The organism is Streptomyces sp. OR43, assembly GCF_008042275.1.
Lineage (GTDB): Bacteria > Actinomycetota > Actinomycetes > Streptomycetales > Streptomycetaceae > Streptomyces.
This window is the reverse complement of sequence record NZ_RDBK01000043.1, coordinates 15,177-36,437: the sequence shown is the minus strand read 5'-3', so window position 1 is coordinate 36,437 and position 21,261 is coordinate 15,177. Positions and strand designations below refer to the sequence as shown.

The following is a 21,261-nucleotide window of genomic DNA, read 5'->3' as shown; positions in this document are numbered from 1 at the left end:
GTGCGGGGAAGGCGCGAAGGGGCCGGGCCGGCACCCCGCGGACGGCCCTGGAGGGCCGGAGTTCGAGAGGGAGGGACGGAGCGCGGCGCACGGCCGGGTCGCTCACATCCGGAGAGCGGACGTCACGGCGGGCAGGCGGGGGCGCTCAGCACCATGGGCTCGCGCACGCTCACTCCTGCAGGAATCGGATCTGCGCCGGGTCGTCGTCGGCCCCGGTAACGATGGGTGGCAGCGGGGCGGTCGCGCGGCCCTCACCGTCAGCAACTCTACCCTAACGTTAGAGTAGAGGTTGGCCGCGGTCGCGCAGATGCGGCCCGCCACGAGGAGAAGGGCCGGGGCCACGGGCGTGGACGACAGGCATATGCAGATCGGCGAGGTCGCCGCGCGGACCGAACTGTCCCTGCGCACGATCCGCCATTACGAGGAGACGGGCCTCGTCGTTCCTTCCGCCCGCTCGCAGGGCGGCTTTCGGCTCTACACCGAGAGTGACGTGCAACGGCTCATGATCATCCGCCGCATGAAGCCGCTCGGTTTCACACTCGACCAGATGAGTGACCTGCTCGACGCGACAGACCGCCTCGACGCGGGCGACGCGCTGGACGCCGGTGAACGCGAGGAACTGCTGGGCCGGGTGCGCGAGTTCGAGCGGGCCGCCGCGGAACAGGTCACCAGGCTCCGTATCCAGCTCTCCCGGGCCGAGGACTTCGCCGGCACCCTCCGTGCACGCCTGCCGCAGGACACGCCCGGCTGAGCCGGACCGTGCGACGGTCGGACCGACCGGCACCCCGGCCGCGGTCGCCCGGACGGACCTCGTCCCGTCGCGGGTGGCCGTCCCGTCGCGGGTGGCAGGCGCGTCGAGGGTGGCCGGCGCGTTGAGGGTGGCAGGCGCGTCGAGGGTGGCCGTCCCGGCGCGGGTGGCCGGTGGCCGGACCGGCGTAGGTGGCCGGCGGCCGGACCGGCGTAGGTGGCCGGTGGCCGGACCGGCGCGGGTGGCCGGTGGCCGGACCGGCGTAGGTGGCCGGTGGCCGGACCGGCGCGGGTGGCCGGTGGCCGGACCGGCGTAGGTGGCCGGCGCAGGTGGCCGGCGCGGCGCAGCGGGGGCCGGAGGGCATCATCTGCCCCAGCCGCCGGTCGCCGCGACCGACCGGCGGGCCTTGTCCAGGGGCTCGGCGGTCAGCTGCGAGGCGCCTGGCACGGCCTCCTCGACCCCTCCGGCGGACGCGTCGCCACCCTGTCCTCCTTCAGGTGGCGGACCGGCTCGCCAGGTACTCGGTCATGCCCTCGCCGGTGAGCGGATAGTAGTCGGAGAGCCTGGCGCCCTCGTCGAGGCGGCGACGGGCGAACGCCTCCCGGTCCTGGTGGAGCAGGGAGTCCTCGGCGAGCGGGACCGCGTTCCGCTGCGGCACGACGACGGCCCCGTCCTCGTCGGCGACGATCAGGTCGCCAGGGGTCACCAGTGAACCGCCGACCCCGACGGGCACGTTGAACGCGGCCGGGAACAGCTCGGTCTGCGAGGCGTAGTGGGGGGTGACACCGGTGCACCAGATGGGCACGCCGAGCGCGCGCACCCGGGCCGCGTCCCGCACCCGGCCGTCCACCACGATCCCGGCGCCGCCCCGCAGCTTGAAGTAGCGCACGAGCATGTCGCCGAGGCAGCCGGTGAAGTGACTGCCCTGGGCCGAGATGACCAGCACATCGCCCGGCCGGATGGATTCGAGTACGCCCCACAGCGGGGTCTTGCGCTCGATGTCCTCCTGCTCCGCGCCGTTGAAGACGTCTTCCCGCTGCGGCAGGAACTGCAGCGTCACGGCACCGCCGGTGACCTTGACGTCCGGTTCCCGGTGCAGGGGCACGGGCCCGTCGATGAACGTCCGGGTGATGCCCATCTGGTGGAGCTTCGCGCAGGCGGTCGCCGCGCTCACATCCTTGAGTGCGTCCACCATCTGCGGGGTGGGCCGTACATAGGCGGAGGTGTGGACCGGTGATCGCATCGACTCATAGGCACCGGCCCCCTCCGTCCCGTCGCCGAGGGTCTCCCCCGCCGATGCCGTTTCCTGATTCCCGATCGAGTGCATGCACGTGCCTCTCCGCGCGCTCGCCGCACGCAACGCCAGTGACATCATCGCCTATCGATGGTAGATAACAGCCAATCGATTAGTGCTGTCAATGCGTCAGGAGCCCTCCATGAACGGTGCGACCACGGATACCGCCGACTCCCCTGCTGCCACCGGGTGGTTCGAGGAGGCCCGCTTCGGCCTCTTCGTCCACTTCGGCCTGTACAGCCTGGCGGCGCGGCACGAGTGGGTGCGCAGCCGAGAGTCCATGTCGCAGCAGGAGTACGACCGTTATCTGCGCCGGTTCGATCCCGACCTGTTCGACGCCCGCCAACTCGCGCGTACTGCGCGGGAGTCAGGGATGCGCTATGCGGTACTGACCGCCAAGCACCATGACGGGTTCTGCCTCTTCGGCTCGGCGCTGACCGACTACACGTCGGCGCGCGTGACGGGCCGCGACCTGGTCCGCGAGTTCGTCGACGCGATGCGCGCCGAGGGGCTGCGCGTCGGCCTGTACTACTCGCTGCTCGACTGGCACCACCCCGACTTCCCGGTCGACGAGCACCACCCGCTGCGCGACACCCCGGCCCGGCAGGAGCCCCGCGACATGGAGCGCTACCGCGCCTACATGGAGGGCCAGGTGCGTGAGCTCCTCACCGGGTACGGACCGATCGACACCCTGTTCTTCGACTTCACGTACCCGGAGAAGGGTCCCGAGGAGTGGGGGGCCGAGCATCTCCTGGCCACCGTGCGGGAGTTGCAGCCCGGCATCCTCGTCAACGACCGGCTCGGCATTCCGGGCGACTACGTCACGCCCGAGCAGTACCAGCCCGACCGTCCGCTGGAGCGTGACGGCGCGCGCGTGACGTGGGAGGCCTGCCACACACTCAACGGCTCATGGGGCTACGACCGCGACAACCACGACTACAAGGACCCGGCGCTGCTGGTCCGCATGCTGGTGCAGTCCGTCGCCTGCGGCGGCAACCTCATCCTGAACGTCGGGCCCAACGGCCGGGGCGCCCTTGATCCGCAGGCCCGCGCCACGCTGCGGGCCATCGGCGCGTGGACGGACCTGCACGCACGCTCCGTGCACGGCGCGGGGCCGAGCGCCTTCGAGCCGCCGTCGCACGCCCTGTACACACAGTCCGGCGACCGCCTGTACCTGCACCTGCCGGCCTGGCCCCTCAAGCACCTTCATCTGCCCGGGCTGGCCGGGCGCGTGCGCTACGCCCAACTCCTGCACGACGGTTCGGAGATCCGGTTCCACGAGACGGACGGCGCGCGGCACGAGCACAACAACCTCGCGCCCCCGAGTCAGCCGCCGGGGACGCTGACCCTCACCCTGCCCATCGCCCGGCCCGACGTACTGCTCCCGGTGATCGAGCTGGAGCTGGAGGCGAGTGCCTGAACCGACGGGTTGCGGCAGCACCCTTGAAGAAGCAAGGAGCCGCCTTTAGCATCAACAATCGATAGACGATAGGCCTGTTGGAGGCGCGGTCCGACCCCGCCTCCACGGCATCGCACCGCCCCGCCGGGCGAACCGAGCCCGCGGACACCCGCACCCTCCCGCCGCCGTTCCAGCCAGGAATCCGCGACTGGAAGCCAGCTATCGATTATTCACGACTACGCAACGGAGCGTGTCCCGATGAAAACAATGTGGCGCCGCGCTTGCGGGCTCGCCGTGGCCCCCCTGGTGATGGCGTCGGCCGTCGCCTGCGGAGGCGGGTCCGACCAGGCGTCGGAGGGCACGACCCTCCGCGTCATCGTGAACATCACCCCCAACCTGACGGAGAAGTACTGGAACGACCTCTTCGCCGGGTACGAGAAGACTCACCCCGGCGTGAACGTCAAGCTCGAACTGACCGGCACGATCTCGGCGGACGCGAAGCTGAGGCAGGACCTGGCGGCGGGCGATCCGCCGGACGTCGCGCAGCAGATCACGCCGACCGCCGACACCGCTTCGCTCTTCGCGGACCTGACCGACCAGCCCTGGACCGCCAAGACGCCGCTGGCCGACCAGTACGCCGTGGACGGCAAGCACTACGTGGTGGGTGTGGGTGAGCAGATACAGTCACTCGTCTTCTACAACAAGGCCGCCTTCGCGAAGGCGGGGCTCGACGCGACGCGGATCAGGACGCTGGATCAGTTCACGTCGGCCATGGGCAGGTTGAAGGCAGCCGGGTTCAAGCCGCTGCAGACTGCCGGACAGTGGGTCACGGGCTCCCAGTTCTCGATGATGGCCGACGCGGGTGTGCTCACCGCCGATCCCCGGTGGACGGCCGAGCGCAACCAGGGCAAGGGCTCCTTCGCCGAAAGCGGCTACCTGCCCTACCTGGAGCACTACAAGAGCTGGATAGACGAGGGCTACCTGGAGAAGAGCGCGCTCGGCCTCACCTACGCGGACGGGCAGACGGCGTTCCTGAACGGCAAGTCCGCGATGTACGTCATGGGCTCGTTCTTCGTGCCCGCCGCGGACGCCGCGAAGAAGAGCGACGCCATCGGGGTGTTCACGATGCCGACCGACGGGGCCTATCCGTCCGGCCAGTTCGGCAACATCTCGAACCCCTACGTCGTCGTGAACAAGTCGCGTCACAAGGCCGAGGCGATCGAGTTCGTGAAGTGGGCGACCACCGATCCGGAGGCCATCAAGAGCCAGCTGGCCTCCGACGGCAACCTGCGCGAGGGCTTCACGTACCCGATGTCCAGCCTCGGCACCTCCGTACAGCAGATCCTCGACAAGGCACCGTCGGTGATCGTGAAGTCCGGGGAGAGCCAGCCGATCGCCGGCTTCAGCGACGAGCTCAACAAGCAGATCCAGTCCCTGTACACAGGCGCATCCCCCGAGGACGCGGCCGGCGGATTGGACAAGTGGTGGAACTCGCAGAGCTGACCGCGGGGGCCGACCGGCAGGCGCGGCGTCGGGCGAGACTGCGTGAGTCGGCCGTGTCCTTCGCGATGATGGGTCCGGCCGTCCTCCTGTACACGGTGATGACCGTCGTGCCCGTGGGAGTCGCCGTCTATCTCAGCCTGACCGACTGGGACGGCTTCTCCACCGCCGCGTTCATCGGGCTGGACAACTACAAGCACCTGTTCGACGACCCGAGTTCGTCCGACGCCTGGTACGTGACGGCACTGATCGCCACGGTGGGCACCGTCCTCATGGTGGGTCTGGGACTCGTGTACGCGCTGGCGCTCAAGGGCCGTTCGCGCGCGAACTCCTTCTTCCGGGCCGTCGCCTACTTCCCGCACGTCATCAGCGCACTGATCCTCGGCTATCTGTGGGCGGCGATCCTCGGCACGAACGGCGCCATCAACAACACCCTCGCGAAATTCGGCATCGAACCGCTCGGATTCCTCTTCGACGAGCAGTTCGCGCTGATCTCGCTGATCGGCGTCATCGTGTGGGCGGGGTTCGGCTTCAACGTCGTGCTGTTCGTGGCCGCGCTGCAGACGGTGCCGGCCGAACTGCTCGAGGCGGCGGCGATCGACGGCGCCTCCAAGCGGCAGATCAACCGGCGGATCGTGATCCCGATGATCGCGCCCGTGGTAACCGTGGCGACGGTGCTGAACCTGGTGGGGCTCATCCGGGCCTACGACATCGTCGTCAGCCTCACCGGCGGCGGTCCGGCCGGGTCGACGCAGACCTTCACCTATCTCATTCTCGCCCGGTCGTTCGAGGGCACCAAAGTCGGATACGCGACCGCGCAGGCGGTGTTCCTGATGGTGGTCTCCGCGGTGCTCGCCCTCGTGGTGACGGCACTGCGCAACCGCCAGGACCAGGCCGCGACAGGAAGTTAGGAGCCGTTGGTGGTCGTACTGGAAGCAGAGGTCCGCGACAGGCCGAAGGCCGCGCCGGCCAGAGGCGGGGAACCACCGGGCGCGGAGCGCGGGGAGCCTCGCTCGCCCGGCCGGTGGGTGCTCCTCGGGGTGCTCTTCGTCGTCATGATCGTGCCGGTGTACCTGCTGGTGGTGAACGCCTTCAAGTCCCAGCAGGACATCCTCGACAACCCCTTCTCGGTGCCGCTGGGCGGGCTGACCTTCGAGCACATGTCGGCTGCGGTCAGCAGCCCGCAGTTCAACGTCATCGACGGTTACGGCTTCACGCTGTTCCTCGTCGTGCTCGTCGACGTGCTGTGCATCCTGCTCGCCGGCCCCGCCGCGTACGCGATCGCGCGCAGCCTCAAGCGGCGGACCCAGCTGGTCCTGCTGTACTTCCTGGCCGGCACGTTCATCCCGGGCGCCGCTGTGATCATCCCGGTGATCTACGTGCTGCGCGAGATCGGGCTGGCCAACACCGTGACCGGCCTGGTCGCGCACGATGTGGCGTCCACGCTGCCGGTGAGCATCTTCCTGTTCGTCGGCTTCATCCGCACCATTCCGGTGGACATCGACCATGCGGCGACGATCGACGGCGCGGGCCGGTTCCGGACGTTCTGGGCCATCGTCTTCCCGCTGATGCGCCCGGCGGTGGTCACCGTGCTCATCCTCAACTCGATAGGGATCTGGAACGACTTCATCTCACCGCAGATCCTGCTCAGCCCGTCGTCCGGCCACTACACGGTGACGACGGCGGTCTACGCCGGGATCAGCCAGTACTCGACCGATCTGACGAAGGTGTTCCCCAACCTCCTGCTCGCCATCGCACCCGTCGTCATCTTCTTCATCTACATGCAGCGCCACATCATCAGCGGTCTCACCGTGGGCGCCGTGAAGGGCTGACCCGGACCGCGTCCCCGTTCCCGTCCGAGAAAGAACCGAGAGCCGAGAAAGGACCACGCGTGCTGAGAATCCCGAAACGACGGTCCCGTGGAGGACCGTGGACCGCGGCCGTCCTGTTCGCGTCGCTGGCCATGGTCGCGGTGGGGCATCCCGCCGCAGCCCATCCGGTCAAGTCCAAGGCGGGGCAGACCTATTACGTAGCACCGTCCGGCCGGGACACGGCGGACGGGAGGAGCGAGAGGTCCCCGTTCCGGCACATCCAGAAGTGCGCCGACGTGATGGTGCCGGGCGACACGTGCCTGGTCCTGTCCGGGACGTACGAGGAGACGGTCGTGCCGGCGCGTTCGGGCACCGCCGAACTCCCCCTCACCTATCGCGCCGCTCCGGGCGCCGAGGTGACGGTGAGCGGTGCCTCCCGGATCAGCGGCTTCGAGCCGGTCTCCGCCGCCGACTTCACCGAGATCGCCGCGACCGACCCGTTCGCCGCCGGCTCCCAGTTCAGCGACGCGGTGGCGGACGGGCACATCTACAGCACGAGCGCCGACCTCGGCCCGGATGTGAGCACGGTGCAGGTCTTCACCGACGGAAGGATGGGCGTCGAGGCCCAGTGGCCCCATCCGGGCCTCGACCTGCTCGCTCCGTCGCTCCAGTACGCCGGTGCGGGCAGCGCGGACGCCACCGTCGCCGACGCGGATCTGACCCGTCCGGCGGGGTACTGGGACGGCGCCCGGGCCCTCACCGGCTACTGGTACGTGTCGGCCACGACCACGGTCAAGAGCTCCGCCGTCGGCTCCGTGACGCTGGACGCGGCGCCGCCGTGCGTCCACAAGGTCGTTCCCGCGGAGACCCGGTACGCGCTCTCCGGGAAGATCGGTGAACTCGCCCGTCCGGGCGAGTGGTTCTACGACCCGGCGGCGAAACGCCTCTACGTCTACAGCACCGACGACCCGGACACCCACACCGTCGAGGTCAAGCGGCGCACCCTCGGCTTCGACCTGACGCACACCTCTCACACGACGATCGACGGCATCGGCCTGTTCGCCACCACCATCACCACGGGCCCCTCCAGCACGGGTGTCACCCTGGACGGCATCGACGGCCGGTACCTCTCGCACTACACGGACATCACCCGGGGCGCGACGGACTGCGGCAGTACGGTGACACGGGGCGTCGGCGACAGCGGCATCGTCCTCGACGGCACCCGGAACAGGATCGTGAACAGTGATCTGTCGCTGAGCGCCGGAAACGGCATCGCGCTCCGCGGACAGAACAACACCGCCACCGACAACGTGATTCACGACGTCGACTACATGGGCACCTACGCGGCGGGCATCGCCGTCCAGGGCAACAGCCAGACGGTCACGCACAACACGATCTCCCGGGTCGGCCGCAGCGGCATCAACCTCCAGTGGAACGAGGTCGCCGGCCTCACTCCGGGCAAGGACCTGATCGCGTACAACGACATCTCCGGCTACGCCCGTATGAGCCTGGACGTCGCCGCGATCTACACCTGCTGCAGTGCCTGGATGATGGGCACCTCCATCGACCACAACGTGCTCCACGACCCGGCTCCGGCCACCACCTCCACCACGTTCGGGATCTCCGGGGTCTACGCGGACAACGGCCAGAGCGACCTCGTGATCGCGAACAACGTGGGCTGGGGCAACCGGGAGGGCACGGTGATGCTCAACGGTCTGGGCACCGGATCGCACGACAACGGCGTCTACAACAACACCGGCGGCATGACGCTGTTCTACGTGAAGGAGCCGGGGCAGTCGACCGGCACCGAGATCTACAACAACGTCGGAACGATCCGGGGCCTGACCGGCGCCACCGACGGCGGGCTGCTCCTCTCCCACAACCTTCCCGCGGAGACCGACCCGTTGTTCGTCGACGCGGCGAACCACGACTACCGGCTCTCCGCCGGATCGCCCGCACGCGGTCAGGCGCTCGCGCTTCCGGGGATCAACGACGGCTCCACGGACGCGCTGCCGAGCCTGGGCGCCTACCAGTACGGGGCCCCCAAGTGGACAGCGGGAGCCCGTCGGTAGCCTGCGGCCGCACGTGCGGGGGCCCGGGTCCGGAGGTTCCGGACCCGGGCCCCCGGCTGATCCGTCAGTCCGGCTTCGGCGCGGTCCTCCTGGGCGTCGTCCGCTTCGTCGACGCGGCCTTCTTCCGCGGCCGCTTCGTCTCCCGTGCGTCGGGAACGGGCCCCCGGCCGGCGGCGTGGTCGGCGAATGCCTGGGCCGCCTTGGCGGGCTCCCCGGACCTCAACAGGCCCACGAGACGACCGTGTTCATCGGCCATGGCGCGCCTGTCGCCGTCGAAGAGCGGGTCGGAGATGGCCCGCAGAGTACGCAGACTCGGCTCGATGACCTCCCACATGCGGGCCAGGAACGGATTGCCCGCGAACCGGCTGACCAGGGTGTGGAACTCGATGTCGGCATCGCGGAAGCTGCTGACGTCGTTCGTGCCGACCGCCTCGTGCATCCTCTCGACCTGCGCGTCGAGCTCGGCCAGCTGGTCCTCGGTGATGTGCTCGGCGGCGAGCTGCGCGGCGAGGCTCTCCAGTGGCTCGCGTACCTGGCGTGCGTACTCCGCGTCCCGCGAGGAGATCTCGACGACGAAGTGGCCGCGGCGTGGGACGTGCGTGAACAGGCCTTCACGGGCAAGCCTCTTGACGGCCTCGCGCACCGGGGCCTGGCTCACGCCGAGCCGCCGGGCGATCTCGGATTCGACCACGCGATCGTTCGGTGCGAGATCACCCTCGACGACGGCCTGGCGGAGCAGGTCGTACACCTGGTCCGAGATCAGGGTCTTGCGGAACCGGTCCTTGTTGGTGGCCAGCGTGGAGACGAACCCACCGGACGCATGTGATGCCATGAATTCCCAATCCTGCGCTGGGGCACGTCAGTTGCGACATAATACGCGCCCGTCTTCTCTCGATGGAGTCACACCGAGGTTTCCAGCTGATCGGCCAGCCACTCCAATTTGACTACCTCGTGGGCGGCCCCGCCGCCTTCGTGGTCGTTGAACGGATAGACCCGTATCTGCTTGTCGGACTGATCCACGTTCCCTCGGGCGCCGTAGTGGTTGAACGCCGCGTACACCGTGGAGGGCGGGCAGATGCGGTCCATCAGCCCGACCGAGAACAGAGTCGGCGCGTTCGCCCTCCGGGCCAGGGCGGCCCCGTCGAAGTAGGACATGGTGCGGGCCACCGTGGCCGCGTGCTCCCGGTGCCGCTTCACGAACCGGGTGACCTCGTCGTACGGAGGCATGTCGGTGATCGTCGTGGCGCGCGGGAAGTGGCACAGGAACGGCACGTCCGGCATGACGGCCACGAGGTCGGGGACGAGCCCCGCGGCGGCGAGCGTGATGCCACCGCCCTGACTGGTTCCGGTGACCACGACGCGGGCGGGGTCGATGGCCGGGTGCGTACGCGCCGCGGCCACGGCGCGCACCGCGTCGGTGTAGAGGCGCCGGTAGTAGTAGCGGCGCGGGTCGAGAACACCGCGGGTGAGGAAGCCGGGCGCCGCGATGTCGCCGGTGGCCGGGTCGGCGTCGGGTGTCTCGGCGCCCTGGCCGCGGGTGTCCATGACGAAGTGCGCGTAGCCCGCGTCCGCCCACAGACGCGTCTCGTGGGGCGCTCCCCGCCCGGTGCCGTAGCCCAGGTACTCCACGACGGCCGGCAGTGGGCCGGTGCGGGTCACCGGGAGGTGGAGCCAGCCGCGCACGGGGTGACCGCCGTAGCCCGCGAACGTCACATCGAAGGTGTCGATCGTGACGAGCCCGTTGGTCACCGGCTCGAACGAGACGGCGAGGCCGATGTCCTCGTGCCGGTCAAGGGTTTCCTGCCAGAACGCGTCGAAGTCGTCCGGCTCGGCGAGAGCCGGCCGGTAACGCTCCAGTTCGTCCAGGGGAAGGTCGAATTGTGCCATGAGCATCTCCGCGGAGGTCGGGGCCTGCTCTCGGCGATGCCGAGTCGGCCGCTGATCATCGCCTATCGATCATCGAGGGAATCGAATCAGGGGCGTTCGAACACTGTCAACCGGGTGGACGGTCAGCTGTCGAGTCCGTACACGCGGACCGCGGTCGTCCGCAGGACGCGATCGCGCTGGTCGTCCGTCAGGTGCGCCAGACCGAACCGGGACATCGCGAGCGAGTCGGCCCGGGAGCCGCGGGGCAGACAGATGGGCCAGTCGGAGCCGATGACGCAGCGGTCCGGGCCGAGGGTGTCCACGACGTGCCGCACCATGTGCGCGATGCGTTGCGGCGGTGCGCCGTGGTGTTGGGTGAGCAACCCGGAGATCTTCACCACCACGCCCGCTCCGCCGGCCGCCCGCTCGACGTCGCGGTACCACTCCCCCACCTCGGGCGTGCGCGGGTCCGGGGGATTGCCCAGGTGGTCGACGACGACCTTCAGCTCCGGGTGCCGGCCGGTGACGTCGTACGCCGCCCTCAACGCCCCCTGATGCAGGTTGAGCTGGAGGACCACGCCTTCTTCGGCCAGCACGGGGACGAGCGCGCGGGCCGCCTCGGGAGTGTCCGTCCAGGAGGTTCCGCCGATCCGCATCCCGTTCGGACGCGAGGCACCCCACTCGTGCAGCAAGGCACGGAACGGGTCCGGCCCGTCAGCGCCGTGGACGTGCAGGTTGGCCACGTACCCGGCGACCAGGCCGGGTCTGCGCAGGCGCAGTTGCCGCAGCGCGCGGGTCTCTCCCGCGTCTCCGCGCGACGCCTCGACAAGGATCGCGCCGGCCAGGCCGAGACCCGCGCCCGAGCGCTCCAAGTCGCCCTCGTCGTAGGAGTGATGGTGCTCACTGCCGGGCTTGATCCACGGGTATCCCCAGGCCGGATCCCACAGGTGGACGTGGCAGTCGATCACGGTGCGCCTCCTCCTCGGGCTTGCGGGGCGGCTCCTGAGTATTGACACGTCGGCTCCCCGCCGGTGAGTCTAACCATCGGCTATCGATGGGCGATTATTCAATGCTTACGTGACGAGGGAGCAGGTGTTCTCGATGCTCAGCCCTGAGCGGACCGGCGGCACACATAGAGGGCAAGGGGCACACGGGCCTTTGCTGAACGCAACCCGTACCGTTACCGACATCCCCCGATGGGCAGCACTGGAAAGGCAGTTGTTCGCCTTCCAGGACAAGGCCTGGCGGCTCTTCGCCGACCGCTACACCGAGGGCGACGGGCGCCTCGTCTTCCGCGACACGCTCGGCCGGGGGCCGGACGGCCGGGACGGGGTGGACGACTTCTACGAGCCGTTCTTCAACTGGCCGACGCTGTACCTGCTCGGCGGGGGCGCGGATCTGCTGGCGGCCGCGCGGCGGCACTGGAGCGGCGTCACCGCGCAGCTCACCGACATGGGCATGCTCGTCGACGGACTGGAGCGGGGCTACGACTGGTTCCACCAGGGCGAGGGGCTGCTCCTCTTCTACGGCCTGTGCCTCGCCGACCCGGACGACGAGGAGCTGCGCGGACTCGCCCTGCGCTTCGCCGACTTCTACCTTCCCGGCGGACCCAACTACGACCCGGAACACCGTGTGGTGCGCGCCCCGCACAACGGCTCGGCGGGCCCGCGGTTCGGGTTCAGTGACGTGGAGCCGTGCTTCCCGTGGAGCCCGGCCCTGCGGCCGTACGGCATGCCGCTGGACGGGGTGGACGACCGCGCGTCCTTCGACGATCTGGAGGCGTCACCCGAGCGGGCCCGGGCGTACGGCCGGGCGATGTGGGAGCGGATGGGCCGCGGCGACACGATCGTGAACCTCGCGGCCACCGGCCTCGCGACCCAGGCGTTCCTGTTCAGTGGCGAGCAGCGCTACGCGGACTGGGTGGCCGAGTACGTCGGCGCGTGGCAGGAACGGCTCGACGGCCGTGCGGTCGTGCCCGACAACGCCGGGCTGAACGGTGTGGTGGGCGAGTACCTGGACGGTCGCTGGTACGGCGGCCACTACGGATGGTCCTGGCCGCACGGCCTCTCCCCCGTCGGCAGCGCCACCGTGATCGGCGCCGCCAACGCCACCCTCCTCACCGGAGACCGGGACTTCCTTGACCTCGCCCGCAATCCCCTCGACGTCGTGATGTCCCATGCCGAGCAGCGCGGCGTGGGCGACATGGGCACGCTGGGCGAGCGATGGGAGCCGCACCTGCGCGCCATGACGGCCGAACGCACCCTCATGGTTCCTCAGCGGCACAACGACTCCGGCTGGTTCGACTACACCGTCATGCCGGGACAACTACCGCTGGCGCTCTGGCACTTCAGCCGTGACGAGGCCGACCGGGACCGGATCGAGCGGCTGCGCGAAGCATCCCGCTGGGACTGGACGGCCGTGCACACCCAGCGCATCAAGGACGAGGCGGGCCATGAGGAGCCCTGGTACGAGTTCCTGCACGGACGGAACCCGCAGTATCCCGAGCGGATGCTGCACAGCGCGCTGGCGAGCTGCGCCGAGCGCGTGGAGGCGATCGAGAACGACACCGTCGACCCGGCGGTCGGCCCGGACGCTCTGGACATCCACCACTGGCAACACCTCAACCCGGTGGTGACCGAGGCCCTGTTGCAGCTGACCACCGGCTCCCCGCAGGTGCTCTACAACGGCGGCCTGGCCCACCTGCACGTGCGCTACCACGACGCGGACGCCCGCCGCCCCGGCCTGCCGCCGGACGTCGCCGCGCTCGTCTCCGACATCCGCCCGGAGCACACGGTGGTGGAACTGGTGAACCTCGGCGACGCGGCGCGTTCCCTGCTGGTGCAGGCGGGTTCGTTCGCCGAGCACCATGTCGCGACCGTCCGCGTGGACGACGGCCCCGCGCAGCCGGTCGGCGGGCCGTACGTCCGCGTGGGACTCCCCGGGAACGCGCGCATCCGGCTGACCCTGACCATGACCCTGCGCGCGGGCCGCGCGGCCTGCGCCTCACCGTGGGAGACCGCATGACCGACCGGCCGGTGGCCAAGCGGCTGCCCTTCACCCTGCCCCGCCTCGGTCTGGGCACCGCTCCGCTGGGCGGTCTCTTCGAGGACGTCAGCGACGAGGACGCCGCCGAGACACTCAAGGCGGCGGCCGAGGGCGGGATGTCGTACGTCGACACCGCTCCCCGCTACGGACACGGCCTCGCCGAGCGGCGCCTGGGCCGGCTGCTTCCCTCCTCCGGGGGCCCCGCCCCGGTGATCTCCACCAAGACGGGCTGGCTGCTGCGCCCCCGGCCGGACGGCTCGCCCGGCGAGGTGATCACCGACTGGACCGAGCGCGGCATCCGGGAATCCCTGGAGTCGAGTCTGTCCCGCCTCGGCCGCTCCAGCATCGACATCCTGTATCTGCACGACCCGGACGACTACCCGGACGAGATCCGCCGCACGGCCTATCCGGCGGTGCGCAGGCTGCGTGAGGAAGGCCTGGTCAAGGCCATCGGATTCGGCATGAACCACAGCGGTCCGCTCGCTTCGTACGTGGCGGAGTTCGAGGTCGATGTCGTACTCATCGCGGGCCGCCTCACCCTCCTCGACCACGAAGCGCTCACCGCGCTGCTGCCCGTGTGCGCCAGGACGGGTACCTCGGTGGTGGTCGGCGGTGTCTTCAACACGGGCCTGCTGGCCGACCCTTCTCCCGACGCCATGTTCAACTACCTGCCGGCTCCGGCGCAGATGGTGGAGCGGGCCAGGCAATGCCGGGCGCTGTGCCACGCGTACGAGGTGCCGATCCACGCCGCCGCAATCCAGTTCCCCCTGCTGCATCCGGCCGTCGACTCGGTCGTCCTCGGCTGCCGTTCGGCGGCCGAGGTGACGACGAATGCGGCGGCCGCCCGCTTCCCGGTCCCGGAGGAACTCTGGCAGCGGCTCGCGGGGGCCGGGTTCGTTCCCGGGCAACTGCTGGAGGAGCGCGTCGGGCGCTGAGGCGTATCCCCTGGCATGTTCTTTCGCGACCGCCGGCTTCGTACGGGGAATGGCCCCGGCCAGGGGAAGGAGCGGACGGGCCTGACCCAAGGCTTCGATATCGCGGTTCACCCACCAGGCTCCACGCGTGTACCGGCGCCGAACCTGTGTCCAGGCGTTCCCATACCGGGGGCTCGTACGTTCTGTCTCAGCCGGCGCAGCAGTCGCCGTCCATCAAGGAGGACCGGATGTCCGAGAACACGAACCCGGAGCAGGAGCAGGACGACACCGAGGCCGAGGTCGTCGCGCACACCGAGAACGACGGTTTCGAGCCGGAGGTGCCCGGCTGCATCGTCAACGGCAGCAGCGCACTCTGACCCGGTCCATCGAGTCCTGAGCGCGGGGCGGGCTACCCGGATCCCGGCTTCATGCCGCGAACCGGGCAGCCCGCGCCTGCGTCCGCCCCGAGGCCACGGCACCGGGGCCCGACCGTCTCCGGCCAGGCCATGAGAGAGCGCCGAATGACTTCCGTCGCCCGTCCTCCGGCACAGCGCCGGCACCCCCGCACGGTCCGGCAGGGCCGCGTACACGAACTCCCCGAGTGCCTCGTCCTCCTGAGCGGACCGGGCCACAAGGCACCTGACCGCGGCTCTCCCGGCCGGGTGACGCCGTGAGGATACTTCTCTGCCCGCTCAGCGACGGCGGCTACCTCTACCCGGTGATCGCTGCCGGGCGTGAGCTGACGCGCCGGGGTCATCACGTCAGTGTCCTGGGCCGCTCGACCGCCGCCCCCGTGGTCGCCGAGGCCGGCCTTCCCTTCATGACGGCGGAGGACTACGGCGGCCTTCGGGCGTTCTCGGCAGCCTGGTGGGGAACGACCGGCCAGGTGCAGTACCTGGCGACCGTGCGGGCTGCCCGGGAGGCAGGAGCCGATCTGCTGATCACCTCCGTCCTGTGCAACGGGGCCCTGCTCGCCGCCGAGGTGCTGGACATTCCCGTGGTGGTGGTCGGCCTCTCGGCCCACCTGTGGGACTACCGGTCAGGTGGAGAAGGGGAACCGCAACTGGGCAGGACTCGCAAGAGCCGCACCGGCGAAGGGCTGCAACTGTACGCCGAGGTGCGGGAGCAGGCGGGTGAGGCCGCACGCGCATGTCGCTGGGAGGGCAGCCCGCTGCTCGGTGACGCGTTGCTGCTCCGCGGTGACCCGGCGCTGGAGCACCCGGGCGCCGAACTGCCCGAGCGGGTACGTCACGTGGGACCGCTGGTCTGGGAACCGGCCGCCGACCCCGCCGAGGTGGGATGGGTCGAGGACCACCTGGAACGGTCCGGCAAACCCGTGGTCTATGTACACATGGGCCGCTTCTTCGGGGGCAGGAGCCTGTGGCCCCTGCTCAACGCGGCCTTCACCGGCGGCCGGTTCCAGGCCGTGGTCGAGCAGGGCCGGTCCACGGACCCGCAGCCCGCGCCGGACGCCGACCTCGTCCTCGTACGCAAGCCGTGGATGGGTCCGCTCATCGACCTGGCCGGCCTGGTGCTGACCAACGGCACCTCCGCCCCGGTCCTGGGCGCCCTGCTGCGCGGACGGCCCCTCGCGGTCTCACCCAACGGTGCCGAGCAGCCGCTACTGGCGGGCGCCTGCCTGCGGGCCGGTGTGGCCGCGCACATCCCGAACGCCCCGTCCGAGGAGCCGTCCGCATCGCTGGGGTCGGTGTGGGAGGACAAGGGCCTGCGGACCCGCGCGCGCGCCCTCGGCAGCCGACTGGCCGCGATGGACGGCGCGGCCCGCGCGGCCGACATCGTGGAACGGACGGCCCAGGCCTCCACCACACCGAAGGAGGATCATGGATACGCGACCAGCCGGCCTTGAGGAGGCCGCGAAACGTCTGTCCGTGGGCACACGGCAATGGGTGGGGCGTCACGCCGACTACCTCGGTTCTCCGGCCGCCCATGCCGAGCTGCCGACAACCCCGCACGTGAAGGCGCTGCTGCAACTCGCGCTGCTCTGCCGTTTCTGGGGCAGGATCGCGCCGACGGACGTCGACCTCGTCGTACCCGCCGGGGTGGTGGAACGCACCTGGGCGCGTTCGGACTTCCCCCGTCTGGTCACCGCCGACCCGAGGTACGCGCGACAGTTCCAGCTGATGTACGCGGCACTGGCACCGGCCGGGACCGCTTCGGACACGCACAGCGTCGTGCCGGCCCGGCTGGAGGCCGATGGATTTCTGACGCCTCGCCGGAAGAACCCGTACCTCCACCTGGAGAGTCGGTTCTACGCCGACCTGGCGGGCGTCGGGCACCAGTTGGCCTCCTACCGGGAACTGTACGCGGACAGCCTGCTGGCTCGGGCCTCCGCGCTGCGGGTGGCGGAGCTGGACGTCTGCGAGATCACGCACACCGTCTTCCACCTCAGCGAGTTCGGGTTCCGTGATCCGGGGCTGACCAATGGCGAACGGAAACGGGCGGTACACGTCGTGGAAAGCCTCACGGAGCACTGCGTACGGCAGGGGGCGTGGGATTTCACCGCGAAGCTCGTGCTCGCCCAGTACTGCCTGGGCGCCGATCCGCTGAGGACGCCTTCGGGGGCGGCCGGCATCCGGATGCTGGCGGATGCGCTGTCGCCCGACGGTGCGATTCCGGGGAAATCCGTGACCGAGCGGGCCGCGCCGACCGCGACGCCCGTGGCGTTCTTCAGGCGTGCCTACCAGTCGACCCTCGGAACGGCCCTGGCGATGCTCATCGTCTTCGGTGGCCGATCCGGCGGGCTTCCGACAGCGGGCGCATCAGTGATGGGAAGTGTGCGATGAGCCTTGACCAAGTGACCCGTACCGGGGGCGAGCGTCTCCTGCGAGGCAAGCGGAACTGGTGGTTCCTAGGTGCCGGGGGCATCGCCCGCCTCGGCTCCCGGCACCTCACCGCCGAAGGGGCGCTGCTGCCCGAGACGGAGCGCTGGCTGGACGAGAAGGGCCTGTTCGCCGCCAGTCCGGTCCGTTCCTATTCGCTGACCGTCCTCACCAGCACTCATTGCAACCTGGGCTGCGGATACTGCTTCCAGAACACCGCCCAGGACCCGGCGGGCGGCGGACGCCCGCCCCGGATCGCCAGGAGCCGGCTCACCTCGAAGACGATCACCTCGGTCCTCGACTTCACCCGACGGCAGATGGCCGCCGCCGACCTGGAGAGGCTGAGGATCCTCCTCTTCGGCGGAGAGCCCCTGCTCAACCCGCGCGGCTGTCTGGAACTGCTGGAGCGGGCCGCGGGCATCGGGCAGACGTCGGCCTGGATGATCTCCAACGCCACGCTGCTCACCCCGCGGCTGGCGCGGCAGCTCACCGAACTCGGACTCGACTCCGTCCAGGTCACCTTCGACGGCGACCGCCCCGACCACGACCGGATCCGGACCGGCAGGGCAGACGGCGGCGGGACCTTCGACACGATCATCGGCAACATCGTCGGGGCCTCCGAGGCCGCACCGGTCCGGTGGACCCTGCGGGTCAACGTCTCCCAGGAGAACATCCACGGGATCGACAGCCTGATCGGCCGTCTCGCTGCCGCGCTCGACCCCGCCCGGTGCACGCTGTACTTCGCCCGGGTCGGCGATGTCGGCATCGGATACGCCAACGACCTGCGCACGGGCGAGCTCTCCGCCGCCTTCGTCCGGTGGCAGCGCCGGGCTCTCGGCCTCGGCTTCACCGTGACCCGCCCCGGTGCCCGCCGGCCCTGCACCACCTGCGGTCACTCCGGCGGACGCTACGGGGCGGTGGTCAGTGCGGACGGGACCCTCTCCAGTTGCTGGGAGACGGCGGGCAAGTCCGACTGGGAAGTCGGCACGGTCGCCGACGGATACGTGGCCGGCGCGAAGGCCGAAGACCGTTGGATCGCCTGTGAGGACCTCTACCGCTACGACGAGGGCGCACGGGCAATCGCGGAGTTCCGCGACACCGTCGACACTGCACTCCTCGACCACCTGGACGAGACGGGGCGCCTGTAGCCATGGCCTCCTCACTCGACCGGCTTTCCGACGGSGCGCTCGACTGGCTGGGGGGAAGCCTGGACCACTTCGACCCGTACTCGTCGAGCGCCCCGTCGGCGACGCACACGAAGGCGAAGGCAGCATTGGAACTGGCGCTGCTCTGCCACTGCGCGGGGCGCCTGGACAGCGCCCCCGGCTCGCTGGAGGGGGCTGCCGACCTGGTCCGGGCACTCTGGCTGCGTCCGGACTTCCCGGACCTCTTCGACGTCCACCCCGGGCACGCGTCCTCGTACTGGCTGATCTACACGGCACTCGCCCCCGCCGGGATCAACGTCACGCCGATGCGGGTGAGCCCCGGCTTTCTCTCGCCGCACGGGAAGTCCGCGTACCAGCGCATCGAGATCCGCTACTACGCGGACAAGGCCGGTGTCCGCCACGGGATCGAGCCGTACGCCGGCCTTGTCCCGCTCAGCCCGCTCGTCGCACACCCGGCCTTGGAGCCGGAGGCCGCGGAACCGGGGCACACGGAGCCGCTCGCGGCCCCGCAGGCGTACGCCCTGACGCACACCGCCTTCTATCTCAGCGACTTCGGCCGTACCGACCCCGGGCTGACCGGCGACGTCACGGCGCACGCACGGGACCTGGTCCGCCGCATGCTGGACCACTGTGTCGCGCATGACCGGTGGGACCTGGCCGCAGAACTCCTCCTCACGGAGTTCATCCTGGGCGCCGATCCGCTGCGTACGCCTTCGGGAGCCGCGGCCGTGGAGTGCCTCGCACGGGCCCAACTGCCCGACGGCTCGATACCCGTCCGGTCTGCCGCGCTCAGGGCGTCGGGATCGGACACGGCTGCGGATTTCTTCAGCAAGGCCTACCACACGACCCTGGTAACTGCCCTGATGGCTCTGATCGTCTCGTCGGAGAGGGCCTCATGACACCACGTCTGGTACTCATCAACCGCGACTACACCCGGCTCTGGTTCGGGCAGGCGGTCTCGTCCGTCGGGGACGCCGTCTTCAGCACCACCCTGGTGCTGTGGGTGGCCACCGTGCTGGCGAAGGACCGGAGCTGGGCACCGATGGCGGTCAGTGGCATCCTGCTGGCGGCGGGCATCTCCGTCCTGATCATCGGTCCGCTCGCGGGCGTGTTCGTCGACCGCTGGGACAAGCGCCGCACGATGCTCCGCACCGAGGTGGTCCGCGGCGGGCTGGTGGCCGTGCTGACCGCCTTGTCCTTCCTGCCGATCGATGCCCTCCCGGTCGGGGTCTGGCTGGCGATCGTCTACGCGATCGTCCTGACGCTCAACGCGGCAAGCCAGTTCTTCACCCCGGCACGTTTCTCGGTCATCGGTGATCTGGTGACCGGGGAGGCCAACCGTGCGCGGGCGGCCGGCATCGCCCAGGCCACCGCCCAGACCGCCTGGATCATCGGGCCGCCCCTGGCCGCGCCGCTGCTCTTCACCGCCGGCCTCCAGTGGGCGCTGCTCCTCAACGCGCTGTCCTACGCGGTGTCGTACGTCGTGATCCGCTCCATCGGGGCGGACCGCCAAGTGGCCGGAACCGAGAAACCCGACAGTGGATCCACCTCTCGGCCCAGCAGCCTGCTGCGGGAGTTCACGGCAGGCATCCGCTTCTTCCGGCGCAGTAGATTCCTGGTCGCGCTGACCGTGCTCGCCGTCATCGGCCAGTTCGGGACCGGCGCCCTGAGCACCCTGAACATCTTCTTCGCGACCGACAACCTCCATATGCCCGTCCACCTCTACGGCTACATCGGCACGGCCATGGGGCTGGGCGGCATCGTCGGCGCGCTGTGCGCCGGGCGTGTGGTGCAGTGGATCGGGGCGAGCCGCACCACCTGGGCGGGCCTGATCCTGAGCGGCCTCCTGCTGTTCGTCTACTCCCGGCAGACCGGATTCGTCGGAGGCGTCGTCCTGCTCTTCGTCTTCACCGTTCCACTCACCATGCTGAACACGGCGATGGCGCCGCTCCTGCTCGACGCCGCGCCTGCCGAGTACCGGGGCCGCGTGGTTTCCGTGTTCTACCCGGTGACGCGGCTGGCGTCGATGCTCTCCGCCGTGCTGTCCGGCTGGCTCGCCGGCTCCGCGTTGCGGGACGTCGGGGGCTCCTTCGCCGGTATCCGGTTCGGCCCCGTCGATACCGTCTTCGCGATGTCCGGCGCGCTCGTCATCCTGTCCGGCGTCTACGCCTGGACCGCTCTCCCGCGCGGGGACGCCTCCGGGGAGGCCGGCCCCGGGCCGGCCGCCGCACCGGACGAGTCGCTGCCCGCTGCTCCTCGAGGGAGCACCCAGTGAGCAGAGGGAGCGGGGCTCAAGGTCATCCGCCGCGTGAAGCCGCTCGGCTTCGCCCTCGACGAGACACGCGACCCGCTCGACGCGACGGACCGTCCGGACGCGGGTGAGGATCTGGGCACGCGCGAGCGCGACGGCCCGCTGGATCCGCGTACGCGGATCCAGCGGGCCGTCGCGGAGCAGGTCACCGGGCGCTCCCCATCCGGCTCTGCCGGGCCGAGGACTTCGCTGCCGCCCTCCGTGCACGCCGGCCACAGGAGACTTCGCCCTCTTCCGTAAGGTCCTGATCGCCCGCACCACCGGCGGCGGCCTGGGAGATGCCTCGTTCCCTGCC

At 70.1% G+C, this 21,261-nt stretch carries 18 protein-coding genes; 14 read left to right on the top strand and 4 right to left on the bottom strand.

Features of this window, described 5'->3' with window-relative positions; genetic code table 11:
- Positions 1–346: 346 nt before the first annotated feature.
- Positions 347–751: a MerR family transcriptional regulator gene (locus EAO72_RS18525; RefSeq protein WP_187285123.1), complete on the top strand. Its 405-nt coding sequence runs from the start codon at positions 347–349 to the stop codon at positions 749–751.
- Between the two features lie 490 nt (positions 752–1,241).
- Here the strand turns inward: EAO72_RS18525 and EAO72_RS18520 are convergent, their stop codons facing one another.
- Positions 1,242–2,075, bottom strand: a complete 834-nt coding sequence (locus tag EAO72_RS18520) for an RraA family protein (RefSeq protein WP_261991570.1) — start codon at positions 2,073–2,075, stop codon at positions 1,242–1,244.
- Positions 2,076–2,184: 109 nt separating this feature from the next.
- Between EAO72_RS18520 and EAO72_RS18515 the strand changes: the two genes are divergently transcribed.
- The 5 genes from EAO72_RS18515 to EAO72_RS18495 all read left to right on the top strand — a co-directional run bounded on the left by EAO72_RS18515 (position 2,185) and on the right by EAO72_RS18495 (position 8,824).
- The gene (locus EAO72_RS18515) at positions 2,185–3,462 is read left to right on the top strand and encodes an alpha-L-fucosidase (RefSeq protein WP_148018451.1); all 1,278 of its coding nucleotides are present in this window, start codon (positions 2,185–2,187) and stop codon (positions 3,460–3,462) included.
- 237 nt (positions 3,463–3,699) lie between these two features.
- On the top strand, positions 3,700–4,944 hold the full coding sequence (locus EAO72_RS18510; protein ID WP_148018450.1) for an ABC transporter substrate-binding protein: 1,245 nt from the start codon (positions 3,700–3,702) through the stop codon (positions 4,942–4,944).
- On the top strand, positions 4,923–5,852 hold the full coding sequence (locus tag EAO72_RS18505) for a carbohydrate ABC transporter permease (RefSeq protein ID WP_261991569.1): 930 nt from the start codon (positions 4,923–4,925) through the stop codon (positions 5,850–5,852). The genes EAO72_RS18510 and EAO72_RS18505 overlap by 22 nt, the downstream gene beginning before the upstream one ends.
- 9 nt (positions 5,853–5,861) lie before the next feature.
- Positions 5,862–6,773 (top strand): carbohydrate ABC transporter permease, encoded by a 912-nt coding sequence (locus EAO72_RS18500; protein ID WP_148018449.1) that lies wholly within the window; start codon positions 5,862–5,864, stop codon positions 6,771–6,773.
- A 59-nt stretch (positions 6,774–6,832) separates the two neighbouring features.
- Complete coding sequence (locus tag EAO72_RS18495; RefSeq protein ID WP_261991568.1) at positions 6,833–8,824, top strand: right-handed parallel beta-helix repeat-containing protein; 1,992 nt, start codon at positions 6,833–6,835, stop codon at positions 8,822–8,824.
- A gap of 64 nt (positions 8,825–8,888) precedes the next feature.
- On the opposite strand, the gene EAO72_RS18490 is transcribed toward EAO72_RS18495, so the two are convergent.
- The 3 genes from EAO72_RS18490 to EAO72_RS18480 form a co-directional block, all read right to left on the bottom strand.
- Positions 8,889–9,656, bottom strand: a complete 768-nt coding sequence (locus tag EAO72_RS18490; protein WP_148018448.1) for a GntR family transcriptional regulator — start codon at positions 9,654–9,656, stop codon at positions 8,889–8,891.
- A gap of 68 nt (positions 9,657–9,724) precedes the next feature.
- Positions 9,725–10,711 (bottom strand): acetylxylan esterase, encoded by a 987-nt coding sequence (locus EAO72_RS18485; RefSeq protein WP_148018447.1) that lies wholly within the window; start codon positions 10,709–10,711, stop codon positions 9,725–9,727.
- 122 nt (positions 10,712–10,833) lie between these two features.
- The gene (locus EAO72_RS18480) at positions 10,834–11,658 is read right to left on the bottom strand and encodes an amidohydrolase family protein (protein WP_187285122.1); all 825 of its coding nucleotides are present in this window, start codon (positions 11,656–11,658) and stop codon (positions 10,834–10,836) included.
- A gap of 190 nt (positions 11,659–11,848) precedes the next feature.
- Here EAO72_RS18480 and EAO72_RS18475 point away from each other — a divergent pair, with 190 nt between their 5' ends.
- The 8 genes from EAO72_RS18475 (at position 11,849) to EAO72_RS18445 (ending at position 20,930) form a co-directional block, all read left to right on the top strand.
- On the top strand, positions 11,849–13,714 hold the full coding sequence (locus EAO72_RS18475; RefSeq protein WP_261991567.1) for a hypothetical protein: 1,866 nt from the start codon (positions 11,849–11,851) through the stop codon (positions 13,712–13,714).
- The gene (locus tag EAO72_RS18470) at positions 13,711–14,670 is read left to right on the top strand and encodes an aldo/keto reductase (protein WP_261991566.1); all 960 of its coding nucleotides are present in this window, start codon (positions 13,711–13,713) and stop codon (positions 14,668–14,670) included. The genes EAO72_RS18475 and EAO72_RS18470 overlap by 4 nt, the downstream gene beginning before the upstream one ends.
- A gap of 227 nt (positions 14,671–14,897) precedes the next feature.
- Positions 14,898–15,026, top strand: coding sequence for a hypothetical protein (locus EAO72_RS43180; protein WP_261991564.1), 129 nt, complete (start codon positions 14,898–14,900; stop codon positions 15,024–15,026).
- A 293-nt stretch (positions 15,027–15,319) separates the two neighbouring features.
- Positions 15,320–16,516 (top strand): glycosyltransferase, encoded by a 1,197-nt coding sequence (locus EAO72_RS18465; protein ID WP_148018445.1) that lies wholly within the window; start codon positions 15,320–15,322, stop codon positions 16,514–16,516.
- Positions 16,491–17,453, top strand: a complete 963-nt coding sequence (locus tag EAO72_RS18460) for a DUF6895 family protein (RefSeq protein WP_148018444.1) — start codon at positions 16,491–16,493, stop codon at positions 17,451–17,453. Before EAO72_RS18465 ends, EAO72_RS18460 begins: the two co-directional genes overlap by 26 nt.
- A complete protein-coding gene (locus EAO72_RS18455; RefSeq protein ID WP_148018443.1) occupies positions 17,450–18,637 on the top strand; it encodes a radical SAM protein in 1,188 nt (395 codons plus the stop codon). The genes EAO72_RS18460 and EAO72_RS18455 overlap by 4 nt, the downstream gene beginning before the upstream one ends.
- A 2-nt stretch (positions 18,638–18,639) precedes the next feature.
- The gene (locus tag EAO72_RS18450) at positions 18,640–19,554 is read left to right on the top strand and encodes a DUF6895 family protein (RefSeq protein ID WP_148018442.1); all 915 of its coding nucleotides are present in this window, start codon (positions 18,640–18,642) and stop codon (positions 19,552–19,554) included.
- The gene (locus tag EAO72_RS18445) at positions 19,551–20,930 is read left to right on the top strand and encodes an MFS transporter (RefSeq protein ID WP_148018441.1); all 1,380 of its coding nucleotides are present in this window, start codon (positions 19,551–19,553) and stop codon (positions 20,928–20,930) included. The genes EAO72_RS18450 and EAO72_RS18445 overlap by 4 nt, the downstream gene beginning before the upstream one ends.
- Positions 20,931–21,261 lie beyond the last annotated feature (331 nt).

Excerpts from the sequence above, each read along its gene's own strand:
- EAO72_RS18520 (WP_261991570.1), bottom strand. The coding sequence starts at position 2,075 with ATGCACTCGATCGGGAATCAGGAAACGGCATCGGCGGGGGAGACCCTC.
- EAO72_RS18515 (WP_148018451.1), top strand. The coding sequence starts at position 2,185 with ATGAACGGTGCGACCACGGATACCGCCGACTCCCCTGCTGCCACCGGG.
- EAO72_RS18510 (WP_148018450.1), top strand. The coding sequence starts at position 3,700 with ATGAAAACAATGTGGCGCCGCGCTTGCGGGCTCGCCGTGGCCCCCCTG.
- EAO72_RS18490 (WP_148018448.1), bottom strand. The coding sequence starts at position 9,656 with ATGGCATCACATGCGTCCGGTGGGTTCGTCTCCACGCTGGCCACCAAC.
- EAO72_RS18485 (WP_148018447.1), bottom strand. The coding sequence starts at position 10,711 with ATGGCACAATTCGACCTTCCCCTGGACGAACTGGAGCGTTACCGGCCG.
- EAO72_RS18470 (WP_261991566.1), top strand. The coding sequence starts at position 13,711 with ATGACCGACCGGCCGGTGGCCAAGCGGCTGCCCTTCACCCTGCCCCGC.
- EAO72_RS43180 (WP_261991564.1), top strand. The coding sequence starts at position 14,898 with ATGTCCGAGAACACGAACCCGGAGCAGGAGCAGGACGACACCGAGGCC.
- EAO72_RS18460 (WP_148018444.1), top strand. The coding sequence starts at position 16,491 with ATGGATACGCGACCAGCCGGCCTTGAGGAGGCCGCGAAACGTCTGTCC.
- EAO72_RS18455 (WP_148018443.1), top strand. The coding sequence starts at position 17,450 with ATGAGCCTTGACCAAGTGACCCGTACCGGGGGCGAGCGTCTCCTGCGA.
- EAO72_RS18445 (WP_148018441.1), top strand. The coding sequence starts at position 19,551 with ATGACACCACGTCTGGTACTCATCAACCGCGACTACACCCGGCTCTGG.